The organism is Dietzia sp. B19, from assembly GCF_014145155.1.
Classification (GTDB): Bacteria; Actinomycetota; Actinomycetes; order Mycobacteriales; family Mycobacteriaceae; genus Dietzia; species Dietzia natronolimnaea.
Window position 1 is genome coordinate 1 of record NZ_JAALED010000043.1, and the last position, 12,651, is coordinate 12,651.

The window sequence follows — 12,651 nt, forward strand, 5'->3', positions numbered from 1 at the left end:
AGCGACTCCGGGGCGAGGGCGGCGGGCACGCCCGCGCGGACCAGCTCGTCCCAGTACCGGGCGTGGAACCGGGCGGTGGAGTGGTCTCGTCCGCCGTCGGCCTCGGTCCCGGGGCCGAAGCGGGCGTCGAGCTCGCGCAGGGAGTCGTCGGTGACCAGTTGCTCGCCCATGTCGCGGACGAGGGTGGTCAGGTCGGTGATGGTGTCGTCGATGTGGAAATCCATGTCAGCTGTCCTTCCGGGCAGAGGACGGAGTGGGGGCGATCCGCGGCGCCGGTGGCAACCCGAGTCCGGCGGCGGCGATGATGTCGCGCTGGACCTCGTTGGTGCCTCCGCCGAAGGTGAGGATGAGGGCCGAACGATGCAGCTTCTCGATGCGCCCGTGGAGGACGGCGGTGGGGGAGTGGGAGCGTTGGAACCCGGCGGAGCCCAGCACCTCCATGAGGAGCCGGTACGCCTCGCACGCGGTCTCGGTGCCGTACACCTTGGTCGCCGACGCGGCGATGCGGGTGGGCGTGGTGGAGTCGGCGGAGACGATCTCCCAGTTGCGCAGCGCCAGGTACTCGGCCATCGCGTGGACGCGGGCCAGGTGGGTGCGCACCCACTCGTTGTCGATCACGTCTCCGCCTCCGGGCAGCCCGACGTCGGCCGCACGCGTGGTGCGCGCCCACTCCAGGACCTGCCGGAGCGAGGCCTGGAGTGGACCGGCGGCCGTGAGGGCGACCCGCTCGTGGTTGAGCTGGTTGGTCATGAGCGGCCACCCGCCGTGTTCGGGCCCGACCAGGTTGGAGGCGGGCACCACCACGTCCTGGTAGTAGGTGGCGCTGGTGTCCGGGCCCGCCATCGTGTGGACGGGAGTCCACGAGAACCCCTCGGCGTCGGTGGGCACCATGATCATCGAGATGCCCTTGTGTCGCTTGGCGTCCGGATCGGTGCGTGCGGCCAGCCAGATCCAGTCCGCGTAGGCCACGAGGGACGTCCACATCTTCTGCCCGTTGATGCGGTACACCTCCCGGCCCGCGTGCTCCCCGGTCCCGGCCTCGCGCACGGCCCGGGTCTTCAGGGAGGCGAGGTCGGTGCCCGATTCCGGCTCGGAGTAGCCGATGCCGAAGTGCAGCTCGCCGCGGCTGATCCGGGGCAGGAAGTAGCTCTTCTGCTCCTCGGACCCGAAGGCCATGATCGTCGGCGCGACCGAGTTGATGGTGAGGAAGGGCACCGGGACCCCGGCGATCGCGGCCTCGTCGGTGAAGATCAACTGCTCCACCATCGGGCGGTTACGACCGCCGAACTCCTCCGGCCATCCGATCGTCAGCCAGCCGTCGCGGCCCATCTCGGCGACGATCTCACGGTAGGCGTTGCCGTGGCCGTATTCGCCGGTCGTGGAGGTGAAGGCCTCTCGGCGCTCGGGGGTCATCAGGGCGGAGAAGTACTCGCGCAACTCCCCGCGCAGCCGTTGCTGGTCTGTGGTGTAGGTGATGTCCATATGCCCTAAGCTCATCTCGAGTGGAACACGTTCTAGTGTCGTGTCTCACATAGTATCGAATCATGCTCGCGGCCACAGTGGTCGCGGGCCCGGCCAAGGAGGACGGGTATGAGGATTGACGTGGATCCCGACCGCTGCGAGGGGCAGGCCGTGTGTGTCGGGCTCGCCCCGAAGGTCTTCGAGTTGAACGACGACGACGAGGTGGTGCGGGTGATCGTCGACGAGGTCCCCGAGGAACTGCAGAAGCGCGCGCTCAAGGCTGTCGAGAAGTGCCCGATGGCGGCGCTCAAGGTCGCGGAGTGACGCCCGGGCGGGGCCGGAAGGACCTCGGGGCGGATCTCTCACTCGACGGCCGGGTGGCGGTCGTCACCGGGTCCGGCTCCGGGCTGGGCGCCGCGGAAGCCGTGGAGTTGGCGCGCTCGGGTGCGGCCGCGGTCGTCATCAACGACATCCGGTCCGGCGAGGCCACGGACGCCGTGATCGCCGACATCGAGGCGGCGGGCGCCAAGGCCTCCCTGGTGGTCGGGGACGTCTCCGAACGGGAGACCGCCGACGCGATGGTGGCCGAGGCCGTGCGACTCGGCGGCCTGCACGTGGTGGTCAACAACGCCGGCATCACCCGGGACAAGATGCTGTTCAACATGGAGGACGACGACTTCGACGCGGTGATCAGGGTGCACCTGCGCGGGCATTTCCTGCTCACCCGCAACGCCGCGGCCCACTGGCGGGGCGAGAGCAAGAAGTCCGACTCCCCGGTGTACGGGCGGCTGATCAACACCTCGTCCGAGGCGGGACTCTTCGGCCCGCCCGGGCAGGCGAACTACGGCGCGGCCAAGGCCGCCATCACCGCGCTCACCCTGTCGGCCTCACGTGTGCTCTCCCGGATCGGCTGTACGGCCAACGCCATCGCTCCCCGGGGACGCACGGGGATGACCGAGGGCGTCTTCGAGGACTGGGACGAGTCGAAGGGGCCCGACCCGCTGTCGCCGGACCGGGTGGCGGACCTGGTGTCGTACCTCGCGTCGCCCGCCGCGGCCGGTGTCAGCGGTCAGCTGTTCGTGGTATACGGCGGCATGGTCGCGTTGGTGGAGGCCCCGGTGGTGGAGAAGCGGTTCGACGCCGAGGGCGGTGTGTGGGACCGCCGGGAGTTCGCCGACGCGGTCTCCGGCCACTGGTCAGGGCGGCCCGAGGGCAAGTCCTTCTCCGCCTCGGAGATCATGACGCTCTGACCTGAACCGATGCGGTCCCCGACGCGTTTGCTGAGAGACGTGTCGGGGACCGCTTTCGTTGTGTCGGGGCGTGTTAGATTCCCGACACATGCGCAGGGGCACCGTTCGGGGGTGACCGGTAGGCCTTGCTAATGAGAACGTGTTCTAGCTACTGTGTAATCGGGGTCACACCGAACCGGTCACTTGTTCAGATCGGTGTGGCCGGGAGCCGGCACACGACAGGAGGGGGGCGACATGGCGAGAGTTCTCGACGCGCCGCTCAAGGGAGTCGGCGAGTTCGTCGCCTTGAGTCTCGACACATTCGTCTCGTTCCCGTCGATCGTGCGCCAGGGCCGCGAGTTCGTCGAGCAGTCGTGGTTCATCGCCCGGGTCTCCATGCTGGCCACCGTCCTGGTGGCGATCCCGTTCACCGTCCTGGTGAGCTTCACCCTGAACATCCTGCTGCGGGAGATCGGCGCGGCCGACCTCTCCGGTGCGGGCGCGGCCCTCGGCGCGGTCACCCAGGTCGGTCCCATGGTCACCGTCCTCATCGTCGCCGGCGCCGGCGCCACGGCGATCTGTGCCGACCTGGGCGCCCGGACGATCCGCGAGGAGATCGACGCCATGGAGGTCCTCGGCATCGATCCCGTCAAGCGACTGGTCGTCCCCCGGGTGGCCGCCTCGACCTTCGTCGCACTGCTGCTCAACGGACTCGTGTGCACCATCGGCATCCTCGGCGGGTTCCTCTTCTCGGTACTCCTCCAGGGGGTCAACCCCGGGGCCTTCGTCAACGGCATCACGCTGCTCACCGGGTTCGGAGAGCTCGTGTTGGCCCAGATCAAGGCCGGGATGTTCGGGATGCTCGCCGGCCTGGTGGCCTGCTACAAGGGTCTCTACGTCCGTGGCGGGCCGAAGGACGTCGGTAACGCGGTCAACGAGACCGTCGTCTACGCCTTCATGGCGCTGTTCGTCGTCAACACCGTGCTCACGGCGGTCGGCGTGAAGGTCCTGGGGGCGTGAGGTGACCATCATCGAGACCGCCCGTTTCCCCCGACTGTCACGGGCCCGGAACCTCACCGTCGGTCGCTTCGACGACTTCGGCGCCATCGCACTGTTCTTCTGGCGCGCACTCGTGGCGACGCCGCGGGCACTCACCCAGTACCCCAAGGAGACGCTCCGGCTCATCGCCGAGATCGCCATGGGCGCGGGGGCCCTGGCGATGATCGGCGGCACCGTCGTGATCGTCGGCTTCCTCACCCTCGCCACCGGCGGTGTGATCGCCGTCCAGGGCTTCTCGTCGCTGACCGACGTGGGCGTCGAGGCGCTCACCGGCTTCTTCGCCGCGTTCATCAACGTCCGCATCGCCGCACCGGTGATCGCCGGGATCGGACTGGCCGCCACCATCGGCGCCGGCGCCACGGCCCAGCTCGGGGCGATGCGCGTGTCCGAGGAGATCGACGCTCTGGAGGTCATGGCGATCGACTCGATCACCTACCTGGTCTCCACCCGGATCGTCGCCGGGATGATCGCCGTGGTGCCGCTGTACTCGCTGGCCGTCATCGCCTCGTTCCTGGCGAGCCGGTTCGCGACGGTCCAGATCTACGGTCAGTCCGGTGGCGTGTACGACCACTACTTCTCGACGTTCCTCATCCCCACGGACATCCTGTGGTCCTTCGTGCAGGCCATCGCCATGGCCATCACGATCATGCTCATTCACACCTATTACGGCTACAACGCCGCAGGTGGACCGGCCGGTGTCGGCTCGGCCGTGGGCAACGCCGTCCGCACCTCGCTCATCGCCGTGGTGACCGTAACCCTTCTCGTCTCCCTCGCGATCTACGGCGGAGACGGCAACTTCAACCTGTCGGGATAGGAGGCGGTCCTGGCGAGAACCCTGAATCAGAGCGACACGGTGCCCCAGCGCGTCGCGGCGGTGATCCTGACGCTGTTCGTCGTGGTGGTGGTGGCGCTCTCCCTCCTCATGTTCGCGCGCGCCTTCGACAACCGCGTGCCGCTCACCGTCCGCAGCGACCGGGCGGGACTGGTCATGGAGGCCGACGCCAAGGTGCGCTCCCGTGGGGTCGAGATCGGCAACGTCCGGGAGATCCGACAGGAGTTCGACGGTGCGACGATAAACATCGAGGTCGATCCCGCGGCGTTGGAGGCGATCCCGGCCAACTCCCAGGTGAGGATCGGTTCCAACACGATCTTCGGGGCCAAGTCCGTCGACTTCGAACCGCCGGTCGGGGCGCCCGAGGGGCAGCTCGCCAGGGGGGCCGTCGTCGAGACCGCGAGCGTCACCGCCGAGGTCAACACGCTCTTCCAGGACCTCACCGACCTGTTGGTCGCCATCGAACCGGAGAAGCTCAACGCCACCCTCGGGGCCGTCTCCGGTGCGGTCGACGACCGTGGCGAGCAGTTGGGGCGGACCATCACCGATCTCAACACCTACCTGCAGGAGATCAACCCCCAGATCGACACCCTGCAGCGCGACCTGGCCAAGGGGTCCCGGGTGGCCAACCTCTACGCCGACGTCACCCCGGAGATCATGCGACTGCTCGACTCGGGTACGGACGTCGGCACCAATGTCGTCAACAACCAGGAGCGCTTCGAGCAGACGCTCGTCGCCGCGATCGGCACCGGTGAGACAGGCAAGCGACTGATGGCGGAGAACGGCAACGAGTTGGTCAAACTGCTCGCGGACCTGCGCGCGTCGACCAGCCTGCTGGCCGAGTACTCGCCGATCCTCACCTGCCTCATCGTGGGCCTGAACGCGAACGTCGAGGACGCCGAGGCGGCCTTCGGTGGGAAGGATCAGCCGGGGCTGGTGTTCAAGGCCGGGTTCCAGCAGGGTGCGCGGGCGTACGAGTACCCCAAGGACCTGCCCAAGGTCAACGCCAGCACGGGTCCGAACTGCTACGGTCTGCCGTTCCCCGACCCGAACGTGCACGCCCCGTTCGTCGTGACCGACACGGGCTCCAATCCCGTGGAAGGGATGCCCGACGTGTTCACGTCCCGCCCCGCCCCGCTGTTCGGGCCGCTGCGACCGATGGAGCCCGGCAGGCCCGCGCCCCCGACGCTGCTGCAGGTCATGCTGGGCATGGACGGGGCGACCCCGTGACCGCCGGTCGCAAGGCCGCCAAGCAGGCGCGCGCCACCTTCATCAAGCTGTCGGTCTTCACGGCCGTCATGCTGCTCGTCCTCACCGGACTCGTGGTGGTGTTCAGTGACTACCGCTCGGGCGACTTCGAGGACTACACCGCGCACTTCACCGACGTCTCGGGGCTGGAGTCCGGGGACCGGGTGCGCATCGCCGGCGTCGAGGTGGGGCGGGTCCGGTCGATCGGCCTGGCGGACGGCAACACCGCGGACGTCGAGTTCACCGTGGCCGGCAACCAGATCGTCCACCGGAGCACCGAGGCCGTGGTCCGGTACGAGAACCTCACCGGGGACCGCTACCTCGAACTCAAGCGTGGCACCGGCGATCAAGCGCCGCTCGAACCGGGTGGAACGCTGCCGATCTCCCAGACCTCGCCGGCGTTGGACCTGGACGCTCTCCTCGGCGGGTTCCGTCCGCTGTTCAAGGCGCTCGACCCGGGTCAGGTCAACCAGTTGTCCGAGTCCATCGTCAAGGTGTTCCAGGGTGAGGCGGGCACCGTCCAGGACCTGCTGGCCTCCACCTCATCCCTCACCACGGCGCTCGCCGATCGGGACCAGCTCATCGGGGACGTCATCACCAACCTCAACGGCGTCCTCACCACGGTCGGGGACAACTACGACAACGTGGACTCGATCATCGTCAACCTGCAGCAACTGATCTCCGGGTTGTCGGCGAACTCCCAGCCGATCGGTCAGTCCGTCTCCCGACTCAACGACGCGAGTGCCAACATGACCACCCTGCTGTCGGACGTCCGGCCCGCCCTCAAGGAGGACGTGGCGCAGATCGACCGCATCGCGACCCTCTTCAACGACGACGAGGCCTTTGTCGAGAACGCGATCCAGCGGCTCCCGGGCGACTTCGAGAAGATGGGCCGGTTGGGCGTCTACGGCAGCTTCTTCCAGTTCTACCTCTGCGGGGTGATCGTCCGGATGACCAACCCGGTCACGGGCCGGGACGTCTTCCTGCCGCAGTACGAGCAGACGACGGGAAGGTGTTCGTTCCCCGATGAGTGACACGAAGGACGGCGCACCGCTCAAGGCGCCCAAGGGGCAACTCCGGTTCCGCGACCGCGACCCCCGGACGATCGGCATCTGGGGGGCCCTGGGCGCCGTCGTGCTCATGGGAGTCTCGCTCAACTACGACCGGATCCCGTACGTCAACGGGTTGCGCAATGCGACCGCCTACGTCGCCGACGCCGCCGGGCTCAACACCGGGGACAGCGTCCAGGTGGCGGGGATGAAGGTCGGCTCGGTTCGCAAGATCGCGCTCGACGGCGACAGGGTCAGGGTGGACTTCGCCATCGACACCGGTGTCGCGCTGGGGTCCGACACGTCGGCCCAGATCAAGACCGACTCGATCCTCGGCCGTCGCGCTCTCGCCGTCTACTCGGACGGTCGTGGGGAGCTGGAGGACGCCACCGTCCCGCTCGAACGCACCTCGGTGCCGTACTCGCTGACGGCCGCCCTCGGTGACCTGACCGACACCGTCGAGGCCATGGACACCGACTCGGTGGACGAGGCGCTGACGGTGATCTCGGAGACGATGGAGCAGTCCTCGCCCGAGGTCCGGGGTGCGATAGACGGGATCACCCGGTTGTCCCAGTCCCTGAACAAGCGGGACGAGGGCGTCCGCGAGCTGCTCGACAGAGCCGCCGGGACCACCGACATCCTCGGCCGGCGCAGCGATCAGCTCAACCAGCTCATGGTGGACGGCAACACGTTGTTCACCGAGCTCGATCTGCGGCGCCGGGCGCTCAGCGAGTTGGTCGCCAACATCGACGAGCTCGCCCGCCAGCTCTCCGGTGTCGTCCAGGACAACGAGGCCCAGCTGGGACCGGCGCTGGACAAGCTGGAGAGGGTGTCGGACCTGCTCATCCGCAACCGGGAGTCGATGGACCTGGGGCTGCGACGGATCGTTCCCTTCTCGACCGCGCTCAGCGAGGCCGTCGCCTCCGGACCGTGGTTCAACGCGTACGTGAACAACCTGTCGATCGGTCAGTACCCGCAGACCATCCTGCGGGACGTCATGCCGCTCCTGGACCCCCGCATCCAGCCCGAACCCGGGCTGGTCCGCGAACCGACCATGCCGGGTGTTCCCGGCCTGACGATCATGGACGAGTTCCCCGGTTGGGGCGAGAATAGGTTGCCCCGATGAGTCGACTGCTGTCCTCCACCCTCGCCAAGGTCGTCGCGCTCGTGATCGTGGTGGCGCTCGTGGTCGCCGCGGTGTGGTTCTTCACCTCGCGCTCCAAGACCATCACCGCCTACTTCGAATCGACCCGCGGCGTCTACGTCGACGACACGGTCCGGGTCCTCGGGGTGCGCGTCGGAACCATCACGGACATCACCACGGAGGGCGGGTTGTCCAAGGTCACGATGAAGGTCGACGAGGACGTGCCCGTCCCGGCCGACGCCACCGCGCTGCTCGTGGCCCAGTCGCTCGTCGCTGAACGCTTCGTCCAGCTCACCCCCGCGTTCACGGGCGGGGAGGCGATGGAGGACGGTGGATCGATCCCGGTCGAGCGGACCGCGGTGCCGGTCGAGTGGGACGCCATGAAGGAACAGCTCATGAAGCTCTCCTCGGCCCTCGGGCCGACCGGCGACGAGGAGACCGGAGCGCTCGGGGAGTTCGTGGAGTCCGCCGACGCGATGCTCGACGGTAACGGTGCGGAGGTGAGGGACGCCCTCAACGAACTCTCGCAGACCATGGCGCTGCTCTCCGACGGCCGCGAGAACCTCTTCACCACCCTCAAGAACCTCCAGCTCTTCGTCACCGCGCTCTCGCGGAGTGAGGAGCAGATCGTCTCCTTCGGCGGCAGGCTCGCCAGCGTCACCCAGGTCCTCGGCGACCAGACCGACGACATCGACGCCGCGCTCAGGGAACTCGACCTGGCGGTGATCGACATCGACCGCTTCCTGGAGAACCACGGGACACGGGTGACGACAGCCGTGGACAAGCTGGGGCAGGCCACCGAGGTGGTCCGCGACCGCCGTGCCGACCTGGAGGGTGTGTTGCACGTGGGTCCCACGGCCATGGCCAACTTCTACAACATCTACCGCCCGTACCAGGGCGTCCTCACCGGCGTCCTGGCCATGAACCATATGGCCAACCCGACCAACTTCATCTGCGGCGCCATCGCGGGACTGGCCAACAACACGGCCGAATCCGACGCGCAACTGTGTGCGCAATACATGGGTCCGCTGTTCAACTCGCTCACCTCCAACTACCCGTACGGCGCGGTCACCCCGCCGATCACCCCGACTGCGGAGGAGGACCAGATCTGGAACGCCCAGAGGCCTGGCACCCAGACCGCGCCCGGTGTTCAGCCTGTGTCCGCCAGCCCCGATCCGCTGATCAACGTGGTCAACAAGGGCGACAACCTCACGGACACGCTCATCGCGACGGGAGGTGCGTGATGACCCGCGATCGTTCCCGGAACAGGCGCCTGCTGGCGGCCGGCGCGCTCGGCGGTGTCGTTCTGCTCACCGGTGCCGGGTGCACCTGGGAGGGACTCAATTCGCTGCCGCTACCGGGTGCCCAGGGCAACGCGGAGGGTGCCTACGAAGTGACGATCGAGATGCCCAACGTCACGACCATCACCCGCAACTCGCCGGTCCGCGTCAACGACGTCAACGTCGGCTCGATCACCGGAATGCGGGTGGAGGACTACACGGCGATCGTCACGGTCTCGCTCAACGAGGACGTCCGGCTCCCGGCCAACGCCCACGCGAAGATCGGTCAGACCAGCCTCCTCGGGTCGCAGCATCTCGAGATCTTCCCGCCCCCGGACGGTGAGCCCGAGGGCGCGCTCTCCGACGGGGACGTCATCCCGTTGGCCCGCGCCGGTGTGTATCCCACCACCGAGCAGACGCTGTCGGCGCTGTCGGTGGTCCTCACCAACGGCGGACTGGCCCAGTTCGAGACCATCTCCCGCGAGCTCAACACCGCGTTGGACGGGCGCCAGCTCGAGGCCAAGGAGGTCATCTCACAGCTGGAGACCACCGTGAGCGGTCTCGATGAGCAGCGGGCCGACATCATCGCGGCCATGGACGGCCTGGACCGGCTCTCACGACAGATCAACGAGCAGAACGACACCCTGGCCAAGGCGCTGGGTCAGATGCCGGAGGCGTTGTCACTCATCAACGGCCAGAAGCAGGAGCTCACCACCGCCCTGGTCTCCCTGGGTGACTTCGGCAACAAGGCCAACCAGCTCATCGACGCCGGCGGTGGCAGAAATCTCGTGGCGAACCTGCAGGACATCACGCCGGTCCTCGAGGGGCTGGCGAACAGCGGACGCAACCTCACCCGGGTCCTGCAGATCCTCATCACGTTCCCGTTCCCTCAGTCCGGTCTCGACAACTTCCTCCGGGGTGACTACGCCAACCTGTACATCGACGCCGACGTGACCAATGAGCGTCTGGGGGAGACGCTGCTGCTGGGAACCGAGTTCGGCAACCGGATGGCCGGTCTCGAGGGGTACGTCGGTCTGGCGCCGAACCCGATGGCGAGCGCGGACCCGTATTCGCTCGATGTCCCGCAACCGCCGACGCCCGACCAGATGGACCAACTGGCCGAGGGCCTCGCCGCGCCGGACCTCGCCGGTGACCCCGCGCCCCCGGCCGAGGAGGCCCCCCGATGACCAGGTTCGTCAAGCTCCAGCTGGCGGTCTTCGCCGTCGTCACGGTCCTCGCGCTGGCCGTCATGTCGGTCGTGTACCTCAAACTGCCCACCTCGCTCGGGTGGAACCGGACGGACGTCGCTCTCGAGATGCCCGATACCGGTGGTCTCTACCAGAACGCCAACGTCACCTACCTCGGGACGGTCATCGGCCGCGTCGACTCCGTCACACTCAAACCCGGACACGTCGTCGCGGAGATGCACTTCGAGTCGAACGCGGACGTGCCCGAGAACGTGCGTGCGCAGATCCGCAGCGTCTCGGCGATCGGGGAGCAGTACGTGGAGTTCGTGCCCGAGGGGGAGCCGGCCGGACGGTTGACCGACGGCACGGTGTTCGGGACCGACAGGGTCGACATGCCCCAGGGCATCGGACCGGTCCTGGACCAGGCGACGGTATTGATGGCGTCGATCGATGACGTGAAGATGCGCCGCGTGATCTCCGAGGCGTTCGACGCGTTCAACGGGTCGGAGCGCGACCTGCGGCAGTTCCTCGACTCCGCTCAGTTGCTGCTCGACGAGGCACAGAGCAACTCCGGGGTCACCCGCCAGCTCATCGAGGACGCCGAGCCGGTCCTGGATTCGCAGTTGCGCTCGTCAGACTCGATCCGCGCCTGGACACGCAACCTCGCCGACGTCACCGACCAGCTCCGGACCAACGAGCCGCAACTCACCTCGCTCGTCCAGCGCGCGCCGGACTCCCTCGGCCGGGCGACCAGGGTCCTCAACGATCTGCAGCCGACCATGCCGGTGCTCGTCGCCAACCTGGTGAGCGTCGGCGAGGTCGGGGTGATCTACAACCGGTCGATCGAGCAGTTGCTCGTGATCTACCCGGCCCTGGTGTCCTCGCTCATCACCGCCATCAACGGGGCCAAGGACGACGGCGAGATCAAGGTGGACTTCAACCTCCAGATCAACGAGACCCCTCCGTGCACGACCGGCTTCCTGCCGGCGGACCAGCGGCGGTCGCCCGCCGACCTGTCCGTCCCGCCCCTCATCAACGGCATCTACTGCAAGGTCCCCCAGGACTCCCAGACGACCGTTCGTGGCGCTCGCAACCTGCCGTGCATGGAGTTCCCGGGTCGCCGCGCGGCCTCACCAGCGGAGTGCAGGTCCAACGACTACACGCCCGAGGGGTACAACCCCCCCGACACCAGTGAGGTCGGCCCTCCCGGGAACAACCCCAACGCGTACGACGTGGTGCCGTCGTCCACGACCGGAGAGCGGGAGATCCGCACCTCGGCGGCGATGTACGACCCGGCGACGGGCGAGTATCTCGGGAACGACGGCAAGACGTATCGTCAGTTGAACCTCGGCACGGCGGCCCGCCTGCCGGCTGACGCCAGCCTCACCGACGTTATGACGAACGGAGTGACCTAGCCAGTGTCATCGCAGCCCTCGAACGATCGGGAACAACCCGACCGCGCGGGGCGGGGCGGCCTCACGCCGCTGGCCGTCATCGCCGCCCTGTCCCTCCTCGCCGCACTGGTCACGGGAGGACTCTGGCTGTCGGAGCAGGGGAAGGCGGCGTCGGTCCGCGCCGACCGGGCCTCCGCCACCGAGCTCGACCTGGCCTACCGCGACTTCGCCACGGAGGTCCTGACCCATCTGATGACGATCCGCCAGGAGACGCTCTCCGAGGACGTCGATCGGATAGTGGGCATGATCGAGGGTGACTTCTCGGAGCAGTTCGCTCCGCGTCGTGACTCCTACGAGGAGGTCGTCCAGACCACGGAGGTGGTGGCGGACGGAGTGGTCTCCGCGGCCGCGGTCGAGAGGTCCTACCCCGACTACGCGGATGTGATCATGGCGATCGATCAGACGATCGGCAACCCCGCGTCGCAGGAGGACCAGGATCGCCAGTACCGGGTGCGCGTCACGGTCAACCGGCACGACGACGGCGAGATGAAGGTCTCGGGGGTGAACTTCATCCCATGAGCACGGACGACACCACGCCTGACGACGCCACTCCTGACGACACCACGCCCGACGACACCACGCCTGACGACACCACGCCCGACAGCCTCACCCCCGACGGGAGCAGGCCGGACGTCCGCGCCGCCCGTCGCGCACAACGCGAGGCCGAACGGGCCGCGCGGGCGCAACGCAAGGCCGACGCGGCGCGTG

The 12,651-nt window shown here is 68.0% G+C and carries 12 protein-coding genes and 2 pseudogenes; 12 read left to right on the top strand and 2 right to left on the bottom strand.

Features of this window, described 5'->3' with window-relative positions; genetic code table 11:
- A pseudogene (locus G6020_RS01855) lies at positions 1-224 on the bottom strand (acyl-CoA dehydrogenase); the annotation flags it as partial.
- Position 225: 1 nt separating this feature from the next.
- Positions 226-1,482 carry an acyl-CoA dehydrogenase family protein gene (locus G6020_RS01860; protein ID WP_107748787.1) on the bottom strand — a complete coding sequence of 419 codons (1,257 nt, stop codon included), beginning with the start codon at positions 1,480-1,482 and terminating at the stop codon, positions 226-228.
- Between the two features lie 108 nt (positions 1,483-1,590).
- On the opposite strand from G6020_RS01860, the gene G6020_RS01865 reads away from it, so the two are divergent.
- The 12 genes and pseudogenes from G6020_RS01865 to G6020_RS01920 all read left to right on the top strand — a co-directional run.
- Positions 1,591-1,785, top strand: a complete 195-nt coding sequence (locus tag G6020_RS01865) for a ferredoxin (protein ID WP_107748788.1) — start codon at positions 1,591-1,593, stop codon at positions 1,783-1,785.
- On the top strand, positions 1,782-2,711 hold the full coding sequence (locus tag G6020_RS01870) for a 3-oxoacyl-ACP reductase (RefSeq protein ID WP_182609474.1): 930 nt from the start codon (positions 1,782-1,784) through the stop codon (positions 2,709-2,711). The genes G6020_RS01865 and G6020_RS01870 overlap by 4 nt, the downstream gene beginning before the upstream one ends.
- Positions 2,712-2,945: 234 nt before the next feature.
- Entirely contained in the window at positions 2,946-3,710 is a 765-nt protein-coding gene (locus G6020_RS01875) for an ABC transporter permease (RefSeq protein WP_182609475.1), read from the top strand.
- A gap of 34 nt (positions 3,711-3,744) precedes the next feature.
- Positions 3,745-4,563: an ABC transporter permease gene (locus G6020_RS01880; protein WP_187700756.1), complete on the top strand. Its 819-nt coding sequence runs from the start codon at positions 3,745-3,747 to the stop codon at positions 4,561-4,563.
- Positions 4,564-4,602: 39 nt separating this feature from the next.
- On the top strand, positions 4,603-5,811 hold the full coding sequence (locus tag G6020_RS01885) for an MCE family protein (RefSeq protein ID WP_347238284.1): 1,209 nt from the start codon (positions 4,603-4,605) through the stop codon (positions 5,809-5,811).
- A complete protein-coding gene (locus G6020_RS01890) occupies positions 5,808-6,863 on the top strand; it encodes an MCE family protein (protein ID WP_182609477.1) in 1,056 nt (351 codons plus the stop codon). Before G6020_RS01885 ends, G6020_RS01890 begins: the two co-directional genes overlap by 4 nt.
- The gene (locus G6020_RS01895) at positions 6,856-8,004 is read left to right on the top strand and encodes an MCE family protein (RefSeq protein ID WP_182609478.1); all 1,149 of its coding nucleotides are present in this window, start codon (positions 6,856-6,858) and stop codon (positions 8,002-8,004) included. Before G6020_RS01890 ends, G6020_RS01895 begins: the two co-directional genes overlap by 8 nt.
- Positions 8,001-9,266 (top strand): MCE family protein, encoded by a 1,266-nt coding sequence (locus tag G6020_RS01900; protein WP_182609479.1) that lies wholly within the window; start codon positions 8,001-8,003, stop codon positions 9,264-9,266. The genes G6020_RS01895 and G6020_RS01900 overlap by 4 nt, the downstream gene beginning before the upstream one ends.
- Positions 9,266-10,489: an MCE family protein gene (locus G6020_RS01905; RefSeq protein WP_182609480.1), complete on the top strand. Its 1,224-nt coding sequence runs from the start codon at positions 9,266-9,268 to the stop codon at positions 10,487-10,489. The genes G6020_RS01900 and G6020_RS01905 overlap by 1 nt, the downstream gene beginning before the upstream one ends.
- The gene (locus tag G6020_RS01910) at positions 10,486-11,904 is read left to right on the top strand and encodes an MlaD family protein (protein ID WP_182609481.1); all 1,419 of its coding nucleotides are present in this window, start codon (positions 10,486-10,488) and stop codon (positions 11,902-11,904) included. The genes G6020_RS01905 and G6020_RS01910 overlap by 4 nt, the downstream gene beginning before the upstream one ends.
- 3 nt (positions 11,905-11,907) lie before the next feature.
- Positions 11,908-12,462, top strand: coding sequence for a hypothetical protein (locus tag G6020_RS01915; RefSeq protein WP_347238285.1), 555 nt, complete (start codon positions 11,908-11,910; stop codon positions 12,460-12,462).
- Positions 12,459-12,651, top strand: a pseudogene (locus G6020_RS01920) (hypothetical protein); the annotation flags it as partial. The gene G6020_RS01915 and the pseudogene G6020_RS01920, both read left to right, overlap by 4 nt.